The organism is Mycobacterium sp. AZCC_0083 (genome assembly GCF_014202335.1).
In the GTDB taxonomy this organism is placed as follows: domain Bacteria; phylum Actinomycetota; class Actinomycetes; order Mycobacteriales; family Mycobacteriaceae; genus Mycobacterium.
The window spans coordinates 574938-596792 of the sequence record NZ_JACHGP010000002.1 but is presented as its reverse complement, the minus strand read 5'-3'; the positions used below and the strand labels follow the sequence as shown (position 1 = coordinate 596792).

At 67.9% G+C, this 21855-nt stretch carries 22 protein-coding genes; 18 read left to right on the top strand and 4 right to left on the bottom strand.

What is annotated here, in order from left to right:
- Positions 1-39: 39 nt before the first annotated feature.
- The 3 genes from HNP02_RS06510 to HNP02_RS06500 all read left to right on the top strand — a co-directional run bounded on the left by HNP02_RS06510 (position 40) and on the right by HNP02_RS06500 (position 4261).
- Entirely contained in the window at positions 40-1602 is a 1563-nt protein-coding gene (locus HNP02_RS06510; protein ID WP_255506236.1) for an amidohydrolase, read from the top strand.
- The gene (gene lnt, locus HNP02_RS06505; RefSeq protein WP_184436257.1) at positions 1595-3433 is read left to right on the top strand and encodes an apolipoprotein N-acyltransferase; all 1839 of its coding nucleotides are present in this window, start codon (positions 1595-1597) and stop codon (positions 3431-3433) included. Before HNP02_RS06510 ends, lnt begins: the two co-directional genes overlap by 8 nt.
- Positions 3434-3499: 66 nt before the next feature.
- A complete protein-coding gene (locus tag HNP02_RS06500) occupies positions 3500-4261 on the top strand; it encodes a polyprenol monophosphomannose synthase (protein WP_184436255.1) in 762 nt (253 codons plus the stop codon).
- Here HNP02_RS06500 and HNP02_RS06495 read toward each other — a convergent pair whose 3' ends face one another.
- On the bottom strand, positions 4262-4597 hold the full coding sequence (locus HNP02_RS06495; RefSeq protein WP_029117540.1) for an RNA polymerase-binding protein RbpA: 336 nt from the start codon (positions 4595-4597) through the stop codon (positions 4262-4264).
- A 123-nt stretch (positions 4598-4720) separates the two neighbouring features.
- Between HNP02_RS06495 and HNP02_RS06490 the strand changes: the two genes are divergently transcribed.
- The 10 genes from HNP02_RS06490 to HNP02_RS06445 all read left to right on the top strand — a co-directional run bounded on the left by HNP02_RS06490 (position 4721) and on the right by HNP02_RS06445 (position 12976).
- A complete protein-coding gene (locus tag HNP02_RS06490) occupies positions 4721-5062 on the top strand; it encodes a hypothetical protein (RefSeq protein ID WP_184436253.1) in 342 nt (113 codons plus the stop codon).
- A gap of 97 nt (positions 5063-5159) precedes the next feature.
- Positions 5160-6398, top strand: coding sequence for an alpha/beta fold hydrolase (locus tag HNP02_RS06485; protein ID WP_309241436.1), 1239 nt, complete (start codon positions 5160-5162; stop codon positions 6396-6398).
- A gap of 86 nt (positions 6399-6484) precedes the next feature.
- Positions 6485-7192 (top strand): hypothetical protein, encoded by a 708-nt coding sequence (locus HNP02_RS06480; RefSeq protein ID WP_184436249.1) that lies wholly within the window; start codon positions 6485-6487, stop codon positions 7190-7192.
- A gap of 141 nt (positions 7193-7333) precedes the next feature.
- Positions 7334-8122, top strand: coding sequence for an ABC transporter permease (locus HNP02_RS06475; RefSeq protein WP_309241450.1), 789 nt, complete (start codon positions 7334-7336; stop codon positions 8120-8122).
- Entirely contained in the window at positions 8119-8856 is a 738-nt protein-coding gene (locus tag HNP02_RS06470) for an ABC transporter ATP-binding protein (RefSeq protein WP_184436247.1), read from the top strand. Before HNP02_RS06475 ends, HNP02_RS06470 begins: the two co-directional genes overlap by 4 nt.
- Before the next feature lie 29 nt (positions 8857-8885).
- Positions 8886-9911, top strand: a complete 1026-nt coding sequence (locus tag HNP02_RS06465) for an ABC transporter substrate-binding protein (protein WP_184436245.1) — start codon at positions 8886-8888, stop codon at positions 9909-9911.
- A gap of 8 nt (positions 9912-9919) precedes the next feature.
- Positions 9920-11011, top strand: a complete 1092-nt coding sequence (locus HNP02_RS06460; protein WP_184436243.1) for an LLM class flavin-dependent oxidoreductase — start codon at positions 9920-9922, stop codon at positions 11009-11011.
- Between the two features lie 43 nt (positions 11012-11054).
- Positions 11055-11630: a hypothetical protein gene (locus tag HNP02_RS06455; protein ID WP_184436241.1), complete on the top strand. Its 576-nt coding sequence runs from the start codon at positions 11055-11057 to the stop codon at positions 11628-11630.
- A 21-nt stretch (positions 11631-11651) separates the two neighbouring features.
- Positions 11652-12038: a metalloregulator ArsR/SmtB family transcription factor gene (locus HNP02_RS06450; RefSeq protein WP_184436239.1), complete on the top strand. Its 387-nt coding sequence runs from the start codon at positions 11652-11654 to the stop codon at positions 12036-12038.
- A complete protein-coding gene (locus HNP02_RS06445) occupies positions 12038-12976 on the top strand; it encodes a cation diffusion facilitator family transporter (RefSeq protein ID WP_184436238.1) in 939 nt (312 codons plus the stop codon). Before HNP02_RS06450 ends, HNP02_RS06445 begins: the two co-directional genes overlap by 1 nt.
- Here HNP02_RS06445 and HNP02_RS06440 read toward each other — a convergent pair.
- Positions 12966-13652: a hypothetical protein gene (locus HNP02_RS06440; RefSeq protein ID WP_184436237.1), complete on the bottom strand. Its 687-nt coding sequence runs from the start codon at positions 13650-13652 to the stop codon at positions 12966-12968. The genes HNP02_RS06445 and HNP02_RS06440 overlap by 11 nt on opposite strands.
- A 79-nt stretch (positions 13653-13731) precedes the next feature.
- On the opposite strand from HNP02_RS06440, the gene HNP02_RS06435 reads away from it, so the two are divergent.
- From HNP02_RS06435 to HNP02_RS06420, 4 genes are all read left to right on the top strand, one after another.
- Complete coding sequence (locus tag HNP02_RS06435; protein WP_184436236.1) at positions 13732-15237, top strand: carboxylesterase/lipase family protein; 1506 nt, start codon at positions 13732-13734, stop codon at positions 15235-15237.
- A gap of 44 nt (positions 15238-15281) precedes the next feature.
- Positions 15282-17234 (top strand): primary-amine oxidase, encoded by a 1953-nt coding sequence (locus tag HNP02_RS06430; protein ID WP_184436235.1) that lies wholly within the window; start codon positions 15282-15284, stop codon positions 17232-17234.
- Positions 17235-17269: 35 nt separating this feature from the next.
- A complete protein-coding gene (locus HNP02_RS06425; protein ID WP_184436234.1) occupies positions 17270-19255 on the top strand; it encodes a phosphotransferase in 1986 nt (661 codons plus the stop codon).
- 91 nt (positions 19256-19346) lie between these two features.
- Positions 19347-19673 carry a YnfA family protein gene (locus tag HNP02_RS06420; protein WP_184436583.1) on the top strand — a complete coding sequence of 109 codons (327 nt, stop codon included), beginning with the start codon at positions 19347-19349 and terminating at the stop codon, positions 19671-19673.
- Between the two features lie 15 nt (positions 19674-19688).
- On the opposite strand, the gene HNP02_RS06415 is transcribed toward HNP02_RS06420, so the two are convergent.
- Positions 19689-20576, bottom strand: a complete 888-nt coding sequence (locus tag HNP02_RS06415) for a hypothetical protein (protein ID WP_184436233.1) — start codon at positions 20574-20576, stop codon at positions 19689-19691.
- 49 nt (positions 20577-20625) lie between these two features.
- Between HNP02_RS06415 and HNP02_RS06410 the strand changes: the two genes are divergently transcribed.
- Positions 20626-21138 (top strand): DUF4333 domain-containing protein, encoded by a 513-nt coding sequence (locus HNP02_RS06410; protein ID WP_184436232.1) that lies wholly within the window; start codon positions 20626-20628, stop codon positions 21136-21138.
- On the opposite strand, the gene HNP02_RS06405 is transcribed toward HNP02_RS06410, so the two are convergent.
- Entirely contained in the window at positions 21119-21826 is a 708-nt protein-coding gene (locus HNP02_RS06405; RefSeq protein WP_184436230.1) for a FadR/GntR family transcriptional regulator, read from the bottom strand. The genes HNP02_RS06410 and HNP02_RS06405 overlap by 20 nt on opposite strands.
- Positions 21827-21855 lie beyond the last annotated feature (29 nt).

The following is a 21855-nucleotide window of genomic DNA, read 5'->3' as shown; positions in this document are numbered from 1 at the left end:
TCCACGCTCCTCGTCAACGGGCGCGTGCACAGCCCGGCAATGCCCGATGCCACCGCGATGGCCGTGAGCGACGGGATCGTGGCGTGGCTCGGCACCGACGACGTCGGGCGCGTGCAGTTCCCCGATGCCGACGTCATCGACCTGGACGGCGGCTTCGTCGCCCCCGCCTTCGTCGACAGCCACGTCCACCTCACCGCGACGGGACTGTCCGTCGTCGGCCTCGACCTGCACGCGGCCACCTCACTGGACGACCTGCTCCGGCGCGTCACCGAATACGCGCGCAGTCACCCTGACGGCCTCATCTGGGGGCACGGTTGGGACGAAACCGATTGGCCGACAAGCGCTCCGCCGACCACCAAGGAGCTGGACGCCGTCCTCGGGGGCAGGCCGGCGTACCTCGCGCGGGTCGACGTGCACTCCGCGGTCGCGTCCACGGGGCTGCGGCACCTGGTGCCGGGCCTTGCGGCAGCGTCCGGTTACGACCCGCAACGGCCGCTCACCGCCGACGCCCACCACCTGGTAAGGGCTGCGGCTCGGGAGCTGTTGACGCCCAACCAGTTACACCAGGCCCGCGTCGCCGCGCTGGACCTCGCGGCGCGTTCCGGCATCGTCGCAGTGCACGAATGTGCGGGACCGGAGATCGGTGGCATCGACGACTGGCATGCGCTGCGCACGCTCGACCACGGCGTCGAGATCGTCGGCTACTGGGGTGAGGCCGTGCGTACCGCAGCCGAGGCGCGAGCGCTGCACGCCGAGACCGGCGTCAACGGGTTGGCCGGTGACCTCTTCATCGACGGGGCGCTCGGATCGCGCACCGCGTGGCTGCAAGAGCCCTACGCCGACGCGCCGCACACCTGCGGCAACGCCTACCTGGACGCCGAGGCCGTCGAAGCACATCTGAGCGCGTGCACCGAGGCCGGAATCACGGCAGGGTTCCACGTCATCGGCGACGCCGCAGTCGCGGCGGTGGTCGACTCGCTGGACCGCGTCGCGGACCGGTTTGGCGGCCCCGCCGTCGCCCGGTGCGGCCACCGATTGGAGCATCTGGAGATGGTCACGCCAGAGCAGGCGGGCCGGCTCGGCGCGTTGGGCGTCGTGGCCAGCGTGCAACCGAACTTCGACGCGGCCTGGGGCGGGGAGCACGGCATGTATGCCCAGCGACTGGGTGCGGACCGAGCCAGAATGCTCAATCCGTTCGCCCTGTTAGCATCCCAAGGCGTGCCCATCGCCTTCGGCTCGGACAGTCCTGTGACCAGCATGAATCCATGGTCGACCGTGCGCGCCGCGATACGACATCAGACGCAGGGCAGCGCGATCTCGGCCCGCGCGGCGTTCGGGGCCGCCACCCGCGGCGCCTGGCGCGCAGGCGGGGTGCGCGACGGCGTCACGGGGACGCTGGCTCCTGGCGCGGCCGCGAGCTACGCGGTGTGGGACGTCCCAGGCGGACGCGAGGGACTAGAGGTCGCGGCGCCGGCCGACACCGTGCAGCGTTGGTCCACCGACCCGCGGTCGCGGGTGCCCGCACTGCCCCCGCTCGGCACCGACGATCCGCTGCCGACGTGCCGCCAGACGGTGCTCCGGGGTGTCACCATCCATGGCTGATCGGAAGCGCAGGCGCGATTGGTCCCGGCCCGGTGACGCCACCGAGATCCTTCCCGCGGTGCGCGACGACGTCGACGAGGACGTCACCGTCGACGAGGACGTCACCGTCGACGAGGACGTCACTGTCGAGGAGGGCAACGACACCGAAGAACGGGAAACGGGCGCTCCCGACGCCGACGAGACCCCCGCCGTGGCCACGCGATGGGCACGGATCGCCGCCCGGTTGCGCCAGGCATTGGAGCCGCGGGCGCTGCGCCTGGCCGCCGCCCTCGGCGCGGGTTTGCTGCTGTGCCTGAGCTTTCCGCCGTTCGGGTGGTGGTACCTGGCGTTCGCCGCGTTCGCGTTGCTGGCCTGGGTGTTGACCCACCCGGACACCACGCCCGCAGGCGGGTTCGGCTACGGATTTCTCTTCGGTCTGGCGTTCTACGTACCGCTGTTGCCCTGGATCAGCGGGTTGGTTGGCCCTATTCCGTGGCTGGCGCTGTCGACCATGGAGGCCCTGTTCCCCGGTCTGTTCGGCCTCTTGGCCATCGCCGTGCGGCGGCTGCCAGGTTGGCCACTGGCGTTCGCGGGTCTGTGGGCGCTGATGGAGTGGTTGAAGTCGACCGTGCCGTTCGGCGGATTCCCTTGGGGCGTGGTCGGATTCGGCCAGACCGACAGCCCGCTGCTGCCCATCGCGCACTTCGGCGGTGCGCCGCTGGTGTCGTTCGCCGTCGTGCTGATCGGTTTCTGCCTGGTGGCGATCGTGATGGAGGGCGTGCAGTGGTGGCGCCACACTCCTCACACCACCGCAGCGCGGCCCGCCGTGGTGGTGCCCGGCGTCTGCATCGTGGTCGTTCTGCTCACCGTGGCGCTGGCGGGCCCGCACGTGCGCCAGTCCGGACTAGGGGCCGGTGACGACCCTCCGGTCACGATCGCCGCGGTGCAGGGCAACGTGCCGCGACTGGGGCTGGAGTTCAACGCCCAGCGGCGCGCGGTGCTCGACAACCACGTTCGCGAGACGATGCAACTCGCCGAAGACGTGCGCGCGGGCCGGGCGCCGCAGCCCGCGGTCGTGATCTGGCCGGAGAACTCGTCGGACATCGACCCGATCAGGAATCGCGACGCGGCCGAGGTCATCTCGGCGGCCGCCGACGCGGTGCACGCGCCGATTTTGGTCGGCGCCGTTCTCGCCGCGCCCGGCTACACGCGCGACAACCCGGTGTCGACCAACTCGGTGATCGTGTGGGACGGGCAGAGCGGTCCCGGCGAGCGGCACGACAAGCAGATCGTGCAGCCGTTCGGCGAATATCTGCCGTTTCGCAGTTTCTTCGCTCACCTGTCGTCGTTCGCCGACAGGGCCGGCTACTTCGTGCCTGGCACCGGCAATGGAGTGGTCACCGCCGCTGGCATCCCGATCGGGGTCACCACGTGCTGGGAGGTGATCTTCGACCGCGCCGCCCGCGAGTCCGTCCTCAACGGCGCACAAATGCTCGCGGTACCGGCCAACAACGCCACGTTCACCGAGTCGATGAGCGCCCAGCAGCTCGCGTTCGCCCGGTTGCGTGCCGTCGAGCACGATCGCTACACGGTGGTGTCGGGCACGACCGGCATCAGCGCGGTGATCGCGCCGGACGGCCACGAGCTGGCCAGCACCGCCTTCTTCGAGCCTGCCTACCTGGATAGTCAGATCCGACTCAAGTCAGACCTCACGCCCGCAACCAAGTGGGGTCCGATCGTCCAAGCACTACTCGTTGCGATCGGTGTTGCGTCCCTGGCCGCGGCGATACTGCACAATGGGAGCTTCGTGCGTCGCCGCAAGAAGGCGACCGACGGCGAAGGGGCCAAATGATGATGGAGCGAGAAGCGCAGCGGGATCGCGCATGACCGTGGAGCGAGAAGCGCAGCGGGATCGCGCGTGACCGCTGGGGGCGACCGCCGGAGTCAGCGCACGTTGGTCATCATTCCGACCTACAACGAGCGGGAGAATCTGCCGCTCATCGTGGGCCGGGTGCACGCTGCGCGACCCGACGTCCACGTCCTCGTCGTCGACGACGGCAGCCCGGACGGCACGGGCGAACTGGCCAACGAGCTGTCGCTGGCCGACCCGGACCGCATCCACGTCATGCACCGCACCACCAAGGGCGGCCTCGGGGCCGCCTACCTGGCCGGGTTCGCCTGGGGCCTTGGCCGCGGCTACTCGGTGCTGGTGGAGATGGACGCCGACGGTTCACACGCCCCAGAAGAGCTGTACCGGCTGCTCGACGCCGTCGACGGGGGCGCCGACCTGGCGATCGGCTCGCGCTACGTCCCCGGTGGAACGGTGCGCAACTGGCCCCGCAGGCGCATGGTGCTTTCGCAGACCGCCAACGGGTACTCACGAGTCCTCCTCGGCGTCGACATCAAGGACATCACCGCGGGGTACCGCGCTTATCGGCGCGAGGTTCTCGAGAAGATCGACCTCGGCGCCGTCGACTCCAAGGGCTACTGCTTCCAGATCGACCTGACCTGGCGCGCCATCAGCGCGGGATTCGACGTCGTTGAAGTGCCCATCACGTTCACCGAGCGGGAGCTCGGTCAATCCAAGATGAGCGGGTCGAACATCCGCGAGGCGATCTTCAAGGTCGCCGAATGGGGTCTGCGCGGGCGCCTCGATCGCGCCCGCGGCGTCGTGCGCTAACTAACCGCGGCGGCGGGTCTTGATGATGTCGAGGCGCTCCTTGAGCAACTCGTCGAGCTCCTCGACCGAGCGGCGCTCCAGCAGCATGTCCCAGTGGGTGCGCGGCGGCTTGGCCTTCTTGGGCTCGGGCACGTCGCCATCGATGAGGGCGCCCTCCATGCCGTTGCGGCACGGCCAGGTGCCGGGGATCTCGGCGTCATCGGCGAACGGCACCTCGAAGATCTCGCCGTTGTCGGTGCGGTAGCGCGCGACCTGACGCGGCGCCAAGTCGTGGTTGCGGTCGGTCTCGTAGCTCACGGCTCCGAGGCGACTGCCCCTCAAGACACGATCAGCCATCGTCAACATCTCCTTGTCATGCGATTCGTCCGGGGAATCAACGCATTCGAATGACGCGAAGTTCCCGACTCAGCCACCCATGATACCGGGATCGGAGCTGCCAGCGGTTTAGAGTCGGGTTCCGTGGCGCCCGGAACCAAACGACGCAGTCGTGCGCAGCCATGCCGCTGGTGTGGCCGCGAGGTCGCCGACGCCGAATTGGGCAGGCGCAGGCAGTACTGCCGTCAGTCGTGTCGGCAACGCGCCTACGAGCAACGCGCCTTGGTGAAGGGCACGTCGTTGTCGCCCGACTCGGTGGTCCTGACCGCGGATGAAGCCTCTGAGCTGTCCGATCGCGTCTTCGAGGTCCGGTGCGCCGCCGAGGACCTCGCAACGGCCATCGATGAAGGAGCCGAGGGCTTCGAGCTGCGCGAACTGTGCGACGCGCTGATGCGCGCGGCCAAGGCGGCCGACGGCTGGCGCTGACGCCTGTCGTCGTCGCGATCTCGCTTGTATACACGGCTCACAGCTACGATGGCGACGAGCAGAAATGCGAGATCGCCAACCTCGAGATCGGAACGAAGTGACCCTGTCGTCAACCGAGTCAACCCCGGAACCGGCCCCGGCCGGCCGGGTGTGGCGGTTCGACGACTTCGCGTTGGACACCGCCCGTTACGAACTGCGTCGAGATGGCGACGTGATCAAGGTCGAACCGCAGGTGTTCGACGTCATGACCCATCTGGTCAGCAACCACGACCGGTTCGTCACCAAGGAAGAGTTGTTCGACACGGTGTGGGGCGGCCGGTTCGTCGGCGAGGCGGCACTGACGAGCCGGATCAAGGCGGTGCGGCACGCGCTCGGCGATGACGGCGAGTCGCAGCGCTACATCCGGACCGTGCGCGGCCGTGGCTATCAGTTCGTCGGCACCATCGCAGTAGACACGGCAGAGGCGACACCCGCGGTGCCTGAATCGGCGCCGCCGCCGCGCCAGCACATCGCGTTCTGCCGTGCGGCCGACGGTGTTCGGTTGGCGTATGCGGTCGCAGGGGAGGGCCCGCCCCTGGTCCGGGCGGCGAACTGGATGACCCACCTGGGTTACGACATCGAGAGCCCCGTCTGGCGGCACTGGGTTCGCGACCTCGCCGCCCGCCATACCTTCATCCGGTACGACGAACGCGGTTGTGGGCTATCCGATTGGGAAGCGGCCGATTTCACGTTCGACGACTGGGTGACGGATCTGGAGTCGGTGGTCGAAGCGCTCGGGCTGGAACGATTTCCGCTTCTCGGGGTTTCGCAGGGCAGCGCGGTGGCGGTGGCCTACGCGGCCAAACACCCCGAGCAGGTCACCAAGCTCATCCTGTGCTCGTCGTACGCACGGGGACGTGCCGTGCGTGCCATCGACGACGCGGAAAGGCGCGCGGCCGCACTGGATCTCGACCTCGCAAGGGTCGGATGGGGTCGCGATGATCCCGCATTCCGGCAGGTGTTCGCCGCGCAGTTCCTGCCCGACGGCTCCCGCGCTGACTGGGAGGCGTTCGACCACCTGCAGCGCCGCACCACTTCCCCGGAGAACGCGGTGCGCTTCCTCGAAGAGTTCGCCCGCATCGACGTACGCGACCTGGCGCAACAGGTGTCATGCCCGACGCTGATCATGCACTCCCGCGACGACCACCGGGTGCCGATGCGCTATGGCGAGGAATTGGCCGCCCTGATACCGGATTCGCGCATGGTGGCGCTTTCGAGCAACAATCACCTACTGACCGAGACAGAGCCCGCGTGGCAGGTGTTCTGCTCCGAGGTCGAGGCGTTCGTCGCTGACTGATCGCGGGGAACTGCGGCGCTCAGATCTCCATGCAATCTCCATGCTTTCTCCATGCACCGCCGCGCAGCGCGATCCATGCTGGTGACATGAGAAAACAGTTCCGCACCCTGCTCATCGGTGTCAGCGCGATGCTCGCGCTGGGCACCCTGACCGCCTGCTCGAGCGGCTCGTCCACGGAAGCGACGCCCTCGCAGGCGCCGTCCTCTGCGGCACCCGCGACGGCCGCGCCCTTCCCCACGTCGGCCAGGTACATGGCCGACATCGAGAAGGACGGAAAGAAGATGGCCATCGGAATCTCCGTCGACGGCAACGACATCACCGCCTATGCCTGCAACGGCGTCGACGATGAGGCGTGGTTCTTCGGCAATCAGACCAACGGCGCCATCGACATCAAGAACAAGTTCCGCGACACGCTCAACGCGTCGTTCACCGGCTCCGACGTCAAGGGCGACCTGACGATGAACGGCATCAGCTACGACTTCACCGCCGCTCCCGTGTCCTCGCCTGCAGGCATGTACACGGCGGCACTCAACGGCGTGCGCGCCTCCTGGATCGTGCGTCCCGACGGTTCGGTGACCGGTGTGCAGTTCAACGGCGGCATCACCGGCCGCGACTTCGAGCAGGCCGAACTGCAGCAGCTCAACAACCAGCAGTTCCAGAGTCAAGTCCGCAGCAAGCGGATCCTGCAGCAGGCCGACCAGTCGGTGAAGCTGGCGAACAACAAGCTGACCTCGAAGATCAACGGGACCGACGTCACCGGTGATCTGGTCACGGGCAACACGCGCTTCGCCTGACGCGAACCGCTCATCGAACGGCCCTGCTGGCATTGCCAGCAGGGCCGTTCCCTTTGTATCAGGCAGAGTGGAACCCTTCACGCCCCTCGCGCCGATGCGTAGGGTCGCTGCATCGTGACCACTCCCGTCCAGCCCGCCGCCGTGACCACGGTGGCTTCGCCGACGGCCAAAACGGGCCCGCGGCAGCGCAAGTGGGGCCTTATCCGGCTGTTGTCCCCGATTCTGCTGCTGGCGTTGTGGCAGTTGGGCAGCGCCATCGGGTTGATCTCTCAGGATGTACTGCCCGCCCCGTCGCTGATCCTCGAGGCCGGAATCGAACTGATCAAGAACGGCCAACTCGTCGATGCGCTGCGGGTATCGGGGATCCGGGTGGTGGAAGGCCTCATCCTCGGCGGGGTGATCGGCGTCGTGCTGGGCACCGCGGTGGGCCTGTCCCGATGGTTCGAGGCGACCGTCGACCCGCCGATGCAGATGGTCCGCGCACTTCCGCACCTCGGCCTGATCCCGTTGTTCATCCTGTGGTTCGGCATCGGTGAGCTGCCCAAGGTGCTGCTGGTGGCACTCGGCGTCAGCTTCCCGCTGTACCTCAACACATTCTCGGCGATCCGCCAGGTCGATCCCAAGCTCTTCGAAACCGCCCAGGTGCTCGGCTTCTCGTTCTGGCAGCGGTTCCGCACCATCATCGTGCCGAGCGCCGCACCGCAGGTGCTCGTCGGGTTTCGTCAGTCGTTGGCGATCGCCTGGCTGACCCTCATCGTCGCCGAGCAGATCAACGCCGACAAGGGAATCGGCTTCCTGATCAACAACGCCCGCGACTTCCTTCGCATCGACATCATCATCTTCGGCCTGATCGTCTATGCCCTGCTGGGCATCGGCACCGACGCAGGAGTGCGCGCCATGGAACGTCGAGCCCTGAGGTACCGCTCGTGACCGTTACGTCCGAACGGAGGACCGGCACCGCAGGCGAACTGCGCCACGTCGACAAGTGGTACGGAGGGCATCACGTCCTCGTCGACGTATCCCTGCAGATCGGCAAGGGTGAGATCGTCGCGCTGATCGGCCGCAGCGGTTCGGGCAAATCGACGGTGCTGCGGGTGTTGTCGGGCCTGTCCACCGACCACACCGGCGAACGCGTCGTTGCAGGGGCACCGGCGATGGCGTTCCAAGAGCCGCGCCTGTTCCCATGGCGCGACGTGCGAACCAACGTCGTCTATGGATTGACCCGCAGCAGGCTGTCGAAGGCGGAGACCGTGGCACGCGCCGACCGCGCGCTGGCCGACGTCGGTCTCGCCGACCGCGCTGGCGTCTGGCCGCTCACGCTGTCCGGCGGTCAGGCGCAACGGGTTTCGTTGGCAAGAGCGTTGGTCGCCGATCCAGAGCTGTTGCTGCTCGACGAGCCGTTCGGCGCCCTCGACGCGCTGACCCGGTTGAGCATGCGGGAACTGTTGCTCGATCTGTGGCGCGAACACGGATTCGGGGTGCTGCTCGTCACCCATGACGTCGACGAAGCGGTCGCACTCGCCGACCGGGTGGTGGTGCTCGACGAAGGCCGCGTGGTGCACACGCTGACCATCGACGATCCGCGCCGTTCGCCATCGGACCCGTCAGCGGAGACGGGCCGCTACCGCGCCGAACTGCTCGACAAGCTCGGCGTCCAGATTTAGACGGAATACCAAGACCGATGAGGACAGTCATGCCCCGAATGTGGCGAACCTTCGCCGCCGTAATCGCCGTGCTCGCCCTGCTGTTGACCGGATGTGTGTCACGGCAGGACAGTTCGGGCGCCCAGCAGGCCCCGGCCACGGTGCCGTTGAGCGAACTGTCGGATGTGACCCTGCAGGTCGGTGACCAGAAGGGCGGAACGGAAGCGCTGCTGCGCGCCGCAGGGGCATTGGACGATCTGCCCTACAAGGTGGTGTTCTCCACGTTCACCTCCGGACCACCCCAGGTCGAAGCCGCGACCGCGGGCAAGATCGACTTCGCGATCACCGGCAACACACCGCCGATCTTCGGCGCTGCGTCCAACGCGAAGGTGAAGGTCGTGGCGGCCTACAACGGCGGGGGCAACGGTGACCAGGTGCTGGTGCACGCCGATTCGCCGATCACGTCCATCGCCGAACTGCGAGGCAAGCGCATCGCGGTCGGCAAGGGCAGTTCCGCGCACGGCCACATCCTGGCCCAGCTGAAGAACGCGGGCCTCACACCCGCCGACGTCCAGTTGGTGTTCCTGCAGCCCGCCGATGCGCTGTCCGCCTTCACCAACGGCGAGGCCGACGCCTGGGCGATCTGGGATCCCTACACCGCGCAGGCCGCCAAGCAGCTGCCGGTGCGCAGCATCGGGCAGGCCAAGGACGTCACCAACGGCTACTGGTTCGGCATCGCGTCGGACCAGACGCTGGCCGACCCCAAGCGCAACACCGCATTGGGCGACTTGCTGATTCGCTTCGAGAAGGCCGCCGGGTGGGCCCAGGCACATCCGGCGGAATGGGCGAACAGCTATGCGGCCGCGGTCGGTCTTGACCTCAAGGTCGCCGAGGTGTCGCAGTCGCGCAGCCTGCGCCTGCCCACCGAACTCAACGACGAAGTGGTGGCCTCGGAACAGAAGATCGCCGACCTGTTCGCCGAATCCGGTCAGATCGCCGCCGCGCCGAAGTTCGCCGACTGGGTCGACCGCCGCTACAACGATGCCCTTCGGCCACTGCTGATCAGCACCAACTAGGAGTTCCCTTGCCTGCCAAATTTTTTTGGTTCCTGCCAACCAACGGTGACAGCCGCTCGATCGTCGGTGCGTCGCACGCGTCCTCGCATCACATCGTGCCCGACAACTACCGGGCCCCCACCCGCCGCTACCTCGCCGAGGTCGCCCGCGCCGCCGACCGGCTCGGTTACGAGGGCGTCCTGACGCCGACCGGAACCTGGTGCGAGGACGCATGGTTGACCGCAGCGGCGCTGCTGGCCGAGACCGAGCGGCTGAAGTTCCTCGTCGCGTTCCGGCCGGGACTCATCCCGCCGACGTTGGCTGCGCAGCAGACCGCGACGCTGCAACGGTTCTCGGAGGGCAGGGTGCTGCTCAACATCGTCAGCGGTGGCGACGATGTCGAGCAGCGTCGCTTCGGCGACTGGCTCGGACATGACGAACGCTATTCCCGCACAGCGGAATTCCTGAACGTGGTGACCTCGATCTGGCGCGAGGAGTCGGTGAACTTCAAGGGTGATTACTACGAGGTGGCCGACGCAAGGGTGTCGGCACCACCGGATCCGTTGCCCGCGATCTACTTCGGCGGATCGTCGGCCGCCGCGCTGCCCGTCGCGGCCGAGTACGTCGACGTGTATCTGACCTGGGGTGAGCCGCCGCAGGCCGCCGCGGCCAAGATCGACCAAGTGCGCAAGCTGGCCGAGGCACGCGGCCGCAAGGTGCGGTTCGGGATCCGGTTGCACACCATCAGCCGCGACACGTCGGCCGCCGCGTGGGCCGTCGCGAACGAGCTGGTAGGTGAGCTCACCGAAGACCAGGTGGCGAACGCGACTGCGCTGCACGCCAAATCGGAATCGGAGGGGCAGCGCCGGATGACGGCCCTGCACGGCGGCCGGCTCGACAAGCTGGAGATCTACCCCAACCTGTGGGCGGGCGTCGGCCTGGTGCGCGGGGGCGCGGGCACGGCGCTGGTCGGCAGCCATCAAGAGGTCGCCGACCTGATCTACGAGTACCACTCGGTGGGGTTCGACGAGTTCATCCTGTCGGGCTACCCGCACCTCGAGGAGGCGTACTGGTTCGCCGAGGGCGTGCTCCCGCTGCTCAAGCAGAAGGGCGTTGCTTGAAATGACCCGGGCCTAACCCCCCTCTTGCGCTTAGTCTCCTGGTGTGGACGACTGGTTCGAGCGCAGCCCCGTGGTGGGTTTCGCGCCGTGGATCATCTATTGGGTGGTGGCAGAGGGGCCGAGCACCTGGCTGTACGGCGCGCTGTGTGCGGTGCTGTCGGCGATCATCCTCGGAGTGTCGATGGGCTTCGGCGGCCCGCGGCTCCTGGAGATCGTGACCATCGTGTTCTTCGTCGCCGTGACGGCTGTGGCCATGATCTTCGGCGCCGCCGACCGGGACTGGATGGACACCTACTCCACGAGCCTGTCCAGCGGGGTGCTCGCGCTGATGGCGTTGGGGTCGCTGGCGTTCACCCCGTTCACCGAGCAGTACGCGCGGGTGTCACCGCCGCTGCAGGACTGGGAGAAGCCGGCGTTCCGGCAGACCAACCGCGTGCTGACGCTGATGTGGGCGTTGGTGTTCGCGCTGATCGCGGTGCTCGGCTTCGTGGCGGCCCAGGTCCCGGCGACCAGGGACTGGACCAACTGGGTGATCCCGATCGTGGTGCTCGTCGGCGCGGTCGGGATGACGCAGACCTATCCGGCGCGGGTGCGCGCACGCATCCAGCCGGCGGGATAGGAAGCGCGCTATTATCTGCGTATGAATGCAGATAAGCAGGCGTGCACGCGCCGGCTTGCCGACGAACAGGCCGACCTCGTCGTCGAGGTGTTCCGGATGCTTGCCGACACCACCCGCGTGCAGCTCCTCTGGTCGCTGGCCGATCGGGAAATGTCGGTCAACGACCTGGCAGGACGAGTCGGCAAGCCCGCGCCGTCGGTATCCCAGCACCTGGCCAAGCTGCGAATGGCGCACCTGGTGCGCACGCGGCGCGAGGGCACACAGGTGTTCTACCGGCTGGAGAACGAGCACGTCCGCCAGCTGGTCATCGACGCCGTGCAGAATGCCGAGCACGCCGCAGGAGGAGTGCCCGCCCATCATCTCGACGAGCGCGAGTTGCGCGTCATCCACGACGGGAGCGTCGGCTGATGGGCCTCGGTTTCGGGCACGGACACGGCCACCACCACGGACATCATGCGGGCGACGCCCTCGCCGACAGCGCCGCGGGGATCCGCGCGGTCAAGGTCAGCCTCGTCGTTCTCGGCAGCACTGCCGCCGCCCAGGTCGCCGTCCTGCTCGTGTCGGGTTCGGTGGCGCTGTTCGCCGACACCGTGCACAACTTCTCCGATGCGCTCACCGCGATACCGCTGTGGATCGCCTTCGCGATGAGCCGGCGAAGCGCCACCCGGCGATACACGTACGGGTTCGGCCGCGTCGAGGATCTGGCCGGGCTGTTCGTCCTCGTGGTCATCGCCATTTCAGCGGCGGTCGCCGCGATCCAGGGCGTGCACCGGCTGATCGACCCGGTGCCGCTGTCGCACCTCGGGTTGGTGGCCGCTGCAGGCGTCATCGGGTTCGTTGGCAACGAGGTCGTCGCGGTCTATCGCATCAGGGTCGGCAAGCGCATCGGATCGGCGGCGCTGCGCGCAGACGGAATGCACGCCCGCACGGACGGTCTGACGTCACTGGGCGTGGTCGCCGGCGCCATCGGCGTCGCGCTCGGCTTCCCGCTCGCCGATCCCATCGTCGGGCTGGTCATCGCGTGCGCGATCGCCTGCGTGCTGCTGGTTGCCGCACGCGACGTGTTCAGCAGGCTGCTCGACGGCGTCGACCCGGAGCTGGTTGCGACCGCACATCAGGTGCTGGCCGACCGGTTTGGCGTGCAGGCGGTTCGTCAGGTGAGGATGCGCTGGGTGGGCCACCGACTGGAGGCCGACGTGGAGTTGGACGTCGACCCTCGGTTGACCCTTTCCGCGGCTCACCAGCTCGCGCACGACGCCGAACACGAACTCGCTCATGCGATTCCGACGTTGTCTCATGCGATCGTGCACGCCTATCCGGGGCACGAACCGGCGCTCAGCAGCTGAGCCGCAGGCCGATCTCGGGTGGCGGTGTGGTCTTCTGCAGGCATCCGAACCCCTCGACGCCTGCTGGGGCTAGCTTGATCCCCGTCTGGTGGGCGTAGTCGACGCAGAACAGGCCGGCCGCGTCCGCCCTGCAGCGGTAGTCGCCGAACGCCAGGGACTCGCCAGCGGGCAGTTCCTCGCCCGTGCCCTCGGCGAACGGACCGGGATCACCATGTGGTGATCCGACGTCGACGCTGGTGCCGTAGAAGTCCACCCAGTTGTTCTTCCACGCCGTCGGGAAGTCCGGTGGGCGGGGCGGCGGATTCGTCAGCTTGACCAGGCACGCCAGTTCCCCGTCCTGGTACTTGTTCGTCACGCAGTTCGCCTCGGTACCCGCGGTGGTGAATGCCACCCCGTCCTCGAGTGGCGTCGACACGCCGTCGAGCGTCGCCGAGTGGTACTTGGCGGCGTCGGCGGGCTTTCCCGCTTCGACCCAGGCGATGACGTCGGCGATCGCCGTCCCTGCGGCCGGTGGCGTGCCCGGCGCGGACGTGCGTGACGTGGTGGGGGCCTTCGGCGTCGTCGAGACGGCGGTGGAGGACGACGGGGTGAGTGCTGATGAGGACGGCTGGCTGTCTGGGGCTGATGAACACCCTGCAAGCAGCGCAGCGACCGCCACGAGCACAGCAATCCGCATACCGGCCAGGTTAGCGGGCGTGCCGGGAACACGCTGTCAGGCGCGTCCGGCGCGGGAATTGTTCGCTAACGTCTGATGCATGCACGAACGCACCAAGCGCGTCACCGTCGACAGCGGGACCATCGAAGGTTTCACCCGCGACGGGGTGCATCGGTGGCGGTCCGTCCCGTTCGCCCGCCCACCGGTGGGCAAACTGCGCTTCCGCGCGCCCCAGCCGGTCCAGCCGTGGCCCGGAGTTCGCTACTGCCACGGATTCACCTACTGCGCGCCGCAACAGCGCAAGTACACCCTGCTTGGCGTTGGCAAGTACCAGCCCATGAGCGAGGACTGCCTGACGCTGAACGTGGTGGCGCCACAGGAGCCTTCTGACGGTCCGCTCCCGGTCATGGTCTTCATCCACGGCGGCGGCTACATCCTGGGTAGCTCGGCGACGCCCCTGTACGACGGGGCCGCGTTGGCGCGACGGGGCTGCGTGTACGTATCGATGAACTACCGGCTGGGCGCGCTGGGCTGCATGGACCTGTCGTCGCTGTCGATACCGGAGAATCCCATCGACGACAACCTGTTCCTGCGCGACATCGTGATGGCGTTGCGGTGGGTACGCGACAACGTCGCCGTGTTCGGCGGCGACCCGGACAACGTGACGGTCTTCGGCGAGAGTGCAGGTGCGCATGCCGTCGCCACCCTGTTGGCGGTTCCCGAGGCCAAAGGCCTCTTCGCGCAGGCGATTTCGGAGAGCCCGGCCAGCGGGATGTCGGGACCCCCCGAGGTCGCGGCGGCATTCGCAGGAGACCTCGCCGATGTTCTCGGGGTCGCGCGGCAGGACGCGGCAGCGGCGGTGATGGCGGCGCGGCCCGCGGAGTTGGGCATCGCGCTCGAGAAGGTGATGCGCGGGATGAAGGAGGTGCGCGGGGCCTTCGTCGTCGGGCCGACGTTCGGCACCGAATACCTGCCGCAGGATCCGGTTGTGGCCATGCGGGACGGCAATGCGCACCGGGTCCCGCTCATCGTGGGCACCAACGCCGACGAGGGCAGGCTCTTCACCCGCTTCCTGCAGCTCTTGCCCACGACCGAGCCGATGATCGACGCCCTGTTCGCCGGCACCGACATCGAGTCGAAAGCCCGGATCACCGAGGCGTATCCGGGCTATCCGAGCCCGAACGCGTGTGTCCGGCTCGGTGGTGACTTCGCCTTCGCAACGGCGGCCTGGCAGATCGCCGAAGCGCACGGCAGGCACGCGCCGACGTACGTCTACCGCTACGACTATGCGCCGCGCACGTTCCACTGGTCGGGGCTGGGCGCCACCCACGGCACCGAACTCTTCGCCGTGTTCGACGTGTACCGGACCCCGTTCGGATCGCTGCTCACCGCCGCCGCGGACCGGCGCTCTGCGCGCCGGGTGAGCAACGACGTGCAGCGGCGGTGGCGGGCCTTCAGCAGGACCGGGCTGCCTGGCGACGGATGGCCCGCCTACACCGAACGGGAGCGGACGGTCATGGTGTTCGACCGGGAGTCTCACCTGGAGTACGACCCACGTGCCGAGCGGCGCCGCGCATGGGAGGGCTTCTCGCTCGCCGGCAGCTGAGGCCACCGCCGCGATCTGGTGAACCGACTGCGTGGCATCGCCGGATGTGGTTGCGTGGGTGGGTGACTCACCCATTGGATCCGCTGTCGGCCGACGAAATCCGCACTGTTGCCGGGATTCTGCGGCGCGAGCACGGCGTCGACGTCGGCTGGCGGTTCGCCTCGATCGAGATGCTCGAGCCCAGCAAGGTGGAGTTGGCTGCCTACGAGGACGACGGCTCGGTGCCTGCCCGCCGGGCGACGGTGGTGTGCTTCGAGCGGGCCGCCAACGCCACCTACAAGAGCGTGGTCTCGGTGAGCGCGGACCGTGCCGAGTCCTTCGACCACGTCCCTGGCGTGCAGCCCAACTTCACCGTCGACGAATTCGTCGAGTGCGATCGGATGTTGCGCCAGCACCCGGACTTCCTCGCCGCGTTGGCGAACCGGGGCATCACCGACATCGACAACGTCTTCGTCGACACGTGGACGTACGGCGACGCCGTCGCACCGCCGGAGTACCGCGACCGCAGGCTGGGCTGGTCGGACACCTGGCTCAAGGACGGGCCCGGCATGAATCCGTACGCCCATCTCATCAGTGGACTGCACTGCGTCATCGACCTCAACACCATGGAGGTGTTGCGGATCGAGGACAGTGGCCCGTTCTCTGGGGGCGACGTCGAAACCCCAGAGGTGATGGGCGAGTACGTGCCCCGGCACATCCCCGAGCGGATCCGTGCGGCGTCGCGGCGCGAACCGCTCAAGCCGCTGCACGTCACCCAGCCCGACGGTCCCTCGTTCAGCCTGGACGGCAATCTGCTGACGTGGCAGAACTGGTCGCTGCGAATCGGTTTCAACTACCGCGAGGGAATGACCCTGCACACCGTTCGCTATCAGGACGGCGACCGTTTGCGCTCGGTGGCCCACCGGATGTCCTTCGCGGAGATGGTGGTGCCCTACCGCGACTCGTCGGCAGACCACTACCGGCGCACCGCGTTTGACATCGGCGAGTGGGGTCTTGGCTTCATGACCACGTCGCTCGAGCTGGGTTGCGACTGCCTCGGTGAGATCCGCTACCTCGACGCGGTCCTGCATGACAGCTCGGGCGAGCCGTACACCATCGCCAACGCCGTATGCATCCACGAAGAGGACAACGCGGTGCTATGGAAGCACGTCGACCACGAGACGGGTGCCGAGGTGCGCCGGCTGCGGCGGCTGACGGTGTCCTTCCACGTCACTGTCGCCAACTACGAGTACCTCGTCTACTGGCGGCTCTACCAGGACGGCAACATCGAGTGCGAGGTCAGGGCCACCGGCATCATGGTCACCACGCCGCTGGCCCCCGGACAGCCCAATCCGAACGGCACCCTCGTCGACGAACGCACGTATGCGCCCTTCCACCAACACTTTCTGGTGGCCCGGCTCGATCTCGACGTCGACGGTACCGACAACACCGCGTACATGACCGAGTCGTACGCCGAGCCCATGGGACCGGACAATCCCTACGGCCTCTCGCTGGTGGTGCGCAACGTCGCGCTGCGCACCGAGGCCGAGGGCCAGCAGGACGTCGACTTCGCCACCCAGCGGGCATGGAAGGTGGTCAACACCAACGTCACCAATGGGCTCGGCACCCACCCGTCCTACAAGCTGGTGCCCAGCGGCGCGATCCCGCCGATGTTCGACCCCCGGTCTCCCGTGCTGCAGCGCGCCAACGTCATCGGACACACCCTCTGGGTGACCCCGAACCATCCCGACGAGCGTTGGCCCGCAGGGGAGTTCGTCAACCAGTCGGCCGCCGACACCGGTCTTGGCGAGTGGACCAAGGCCGACCGCTCGATCGAGAACACCGATGTCGTGCTCTGGTACGTGTTCGGCATCCACCACATCACCCGGCCCGAGGACTGGCCGGTGATGCCCGTCGACGTCGTGTCGTTCTGGCTCAAGCCCTACGGGTTCTTCGATCGCAACCCGGCGCTCGACGTCCCTGGCGCGCACACGTCGACGACGAGCGCACACCGCTAGTTGACACCCGTCAATTCGTGACTAACGATGCTCGGGTGCCCACACTCGTCGAACGACCCGCCGATCTCACCGCCGAATGGCTGACCTCCGCGATCGGGGCCGGCACCGTCACCGAATTCGCGATCGAGCGCATCGGCACCGGGCAGATGAGCGAGTGCTACCGCGTCGCGCTGAGCTACTCCGCCGGTACGACGGGGCCGGCGTCGGCGGTGCTGAAGGTCGCCGCGGCCGATCCCAGCAGCAGGCAAACCGGCCTTACGTTGGGTCTCTACGAACGCGAGGTCCGGTTCTACACGGACATCGCACCGGGGCTAGAAGGACCGGTATCAGACTGTCATCATGCGGCCTACGACCCGGACACGGGCGCGTTCGACCTGTTGCTGAGTGACGCCACCCCTGCGGCCGTCGGCGACGAGATCCGTGGTGCCACAGTCGAACAGGCCACCCTCGCGCTGACCCAGCTGGGGAGAGTGCACGGCGCTCTGCTCGGCGACGCCTCGCTGGCCGGCGCGCAATGGATCAACCGGGAGTCGCCGATCAACCAGGGGTTGCTCTCCGCCCTGTACGGCGGCTTCGCCGAGCGCTATGCCGACCAGATCGCGCCGGCGCACCGGGTCGTCTGCGAGAGCCTGGTCGCGGCGTTCGACGCCTTCGTTGCCCAGGAGGCGGCGCCAGGGCGTCCGCAGGGCCTGATCCACGGCGACTACCGCCTAGACAACATGCTGTTCGGCGAGGCCGGTGCCGAGCGCCCGCTGACGGTGGTCGACTGGCAGACCGTCACGTGGGGTCCTGCGCAGACCGACGTCGCCTACTTCCTCGGTTGCGCCGTACCGGTGCAGCTGCGCCGTGACCACTACGACGACCTGTTGCGCGCCTACCACGACGCGCTCGGCGCCGGTTCGCCGCTGACCCTCGACGACGTCAGGGAGGGAGTGCGCAGGCAGAGCTTCTTCGGTGTCCTGATGGCGATCGTGTCGCCGATGCTGGTCGAGCGCACCGAGCGCGGCGACCTGATGTTCATGACGATGATCGAGCGGCACTGCCAACACGTCATCGACACCGACGCGATGGCCATCTTGCCATCACCGTCGACGCCGGAACCGTTGCAGCCCAACGCCGACGACGAATCCGCGCACCCACGGGGCGACGAACCGCTGTGGAGCGAGAGTTGGTACTTCGACTTCGCCGATCCCGATCAGAACGTCGGCGGCTGGATCCGGCTCGGGCTGATCCCCAATCAGGGCCACGCCTGGATCAACGCGCTGCTGTGCGGTCCCGACATGCCGACGGTCGCCGTGCTCGACTTCGAGGCCGACCTGCCCGAGGTGCACACCCACGTCACCGGCGACGACATCGACCTGATCCTCGACGCCGCCGAACCCCTGCGGACCTACCGGGTGGGCCTGCGCGGTCGGGGCCAGGCCTACGACGACCCGGCAGGGTTGTTGCGGGGCGAATCCGGCCGTCCCGTCGAGGTGACGATGAACCTGACGTGGACCACCGTTGGCACGCCGTATCAGTACCGCATCACGACGCGCTACGAAATCCCGTGCACCGTGAGCGGTACCGCAACCGTCAACGATCAGACGTTTACGTTCCAGCACGCGCCAGGCCAACGCGACCACTCGTGGGCGGCCAGGGACTGGTGGGGCATGGACTGGGTGTGGAGCGCGCTGCACCTCGACGACGGCACCCACGTGCACGCCGTCGACATGCGCATCCCAGGAGCGCCACGGTTCGGCATCGGCTACATGCAGAAGGCTGGTGACCCGCTCGTCGAACTGCAGAGCGTGACCACACGGGAAGAGTTCGGCGACAACGGCTTACCGACCGGGACCACGCTCGAACTGTCGCCCGGCGGGCTCGTTGCAGCCATCGACGTGCGGGGGCACGCGCCCGTGCTGCTCACCTCGCCGGACGGTCGCATCAGCCACTTCCCGAGGGCCTGGGCGACCGTCACCACCGCCGGCGGCCGCACCGGTGTCGGTTGGCTGGAGTGGAATCGAAACCAATCCACCTGACCGCCCCCTTTCCCGCGAGCGCGCGTGTTTGCGGCCGACACGCCGATGAATTGGCAACAACTGCGCGCGTTCGCGGCAAGCTGTGTGCATGATGCTGGCCAAGTCGATTGCGTTGTTCGTGCTGGCCGCGTTGCTCGAGATCGGCGGCGCATGGCTGGTGTGGCAGGGCATCCGCGAGCACCGCGGCTGGGTGTGGGTGGGTGCCGGGGTGCTCGCGCTCGGGGCGTACGGCTTCGTCGCTGCGTTCCAGCCCGATGCGCACTTCGGCCGGGTATTGGCCGCGTACGGCGGGATATTCATCGCCGGGTCGCTGCTGTGGGGGATGGTCGCCGACGGCTTCCGGCCCGACCGGTGGGACGTCTCCGGGGCCGTGGTGTGCCTGCTGGGCGTCGGCCTGATCATGTACGCGCCGCGCTGATCTCGCGGTGCCGTCTCAATCCAGGTGCGCGGCGTCATCGTCGAGATCGTCGCGTCGCAGGCCCATCGGCGTCGTGACGGGGATGTCGCCGCCGGCGATCACCGCCCGCGTGATGGGGGTCAGCGTGCGGAACAACTCCTCGAGTTCACCGTCGTCGAGTGCGTCGAAGGCGGCCAGCGCCAACCGGTCGGTGGTGTTCTCGATGTCCTGCTTGAGCGCGGCGCCCTCGGCGGTCAGCGCTCCGGTGTCGTCGAGGGTGCCGCGTGCTGCCAATCGGTCTGTGCACGAACGCCATTCGTCGTCGTCGTACTGGCGGCTGCGCACGAGGAAGTCACGTGGCACCCGGTTGGCGACGGAGTGAAGCACGTTGCAGTCGCGGCCGCTGATCCCCAGCGAGGCCAGCGTCGCAACGTGGGCGTCGCCGCGTTGTTCGCGCAAGAGGGTGGTGGCGTGCCACAACGTGGCCAACGGTTCGTCGGGCCACGGCAGGGCCACGTTGGCCGCGAACAGCGGGCGGCCGTCGAGCGCGGCGCTGCGGGCGGCCTTCGCCAACAGGTGAGCCGCGGTCTCGACGTCGGCATCGTCGGTGACGCCGCACCGGCGCAACGCCGCTACGGCGGACGCCTCGCGTGTCCGCAGCGCATCCGTGGGGGAGGCGAACTCCCACGCCGACGGCAGCGCCCGCCCGACGTGGGATGGCGAGAAGTTGTAGAAGACCGCGGTGACCACTTCGGCGGGCACCGGTCCGAGGGGGGCGGAGCGACCTGCGAAGTAGCCCATCCAGAAACCGCGGAATCCGAGGTGTTCGAATGCCGCAAGGGCCTCGGGAGCGAAGTAGGTGAGTGCGTGCACCGGTTCGAAGCGGTCGAACAGTCGGCGTGCGGTCAGCGGTTGCCTGGTCACTTCTGCAGTCAATCATCACGCTCCCGGCCGGATTGTTAGGGTCCGGGACATGAACGCGGCGGTGGTCCTGGCGGCCATGGTCGTCGCGGCGCTGACCGGATGCAGCGCCGACGGGGAACACGACGTGCCGTCCGTCTCGCGACAGGCATTGCAATCCGCCATCTCAGAACAACTCGCCAAGGTGGGCGACCCGCCGCAGTCGGTGACCTGCCAGGAGGATCTGATCGGTCAGGTCGGTCGGACCGCCCGGTGCGACGTGATGATGTCCGACGCGAACGGCTTCCAGCCCATCGTCACCGTCAGCCGCGTCGAAGGCACCACCGTCGACTACGAGATGACACCGGCGATCTCGCAGGAGCAACTGGAGAAGGACGTCGCCCGGCTCATCGGCCAGAACTCTGGTGACCATGTCGATTCGGTGGCGTGCGAGTCGGGGCTGGAGGGCAGGGTCGACGCGACAGCGCACTGCGACGTCGACGCCGGAGGCTCGAAGGCCCGCCGCACCGTGCGGGTCACGGAGGTGTCGGGGCTGATGATGGAGTTCAATCTGACGGCGGAGTGACGCTGCTCTTCGCCTCATCGATGATCGCGCGCATCGCCCTTTCGGCTCCTGCTTCGTCGCGCAGGCGGATTGCGCGCGCAACCTCGTCGTGCAGTGCGATGGCGACTGGGTTCGGCGTCTCCGGCATCAACCCGTGGTGGGTGCGGCCGGTCAGGATCTCGGCGACGACGCCGTTGAGCGCGCGGAACATCTCGTTGCCGCTGGCCTCCAGCAGTGTCTGGTGAAAGACCTTGTCTGCCAGCAGATAGGACTCGAGATCTCCTGAGCGGCCGTGCATCACCATGTCCGAGACTGCGGCCGCCATGATGCGGCAGTGATGCGGGTTGGCGCGTTGTGCGGCGAGGGCCGCGGCCGCGGGTTCGAAACCCCGCCGGAGTTCGGAGAGTGAGATCAGCTGGGCCGCCCGGTCGCTGGAACCGAGGCGCCAGCGAATCACCCTGGGGTCGAACACGTTCCACTGTTCGGCGGGCTGGATGGTGATGCCGACGCGGCGCCGGGAGGCGACAAGGCCCATGGATTCGAGCACGCGGATGGCTTCGCGGGCGACGCTGCGGGACACGCCGTGTTGGGCGCTGACGCCGTCCAGGTTGATCACGTGGCCGGGGGGAAGGTCGCCCGAGACGATCTGAGTGCCGAGCGCGGTCAGCACGCTGTCGTGCAGAGCACCGACGTTTGCTTGCTGGGCCACGGATACATCTTCTCATACACCGAGCGGAC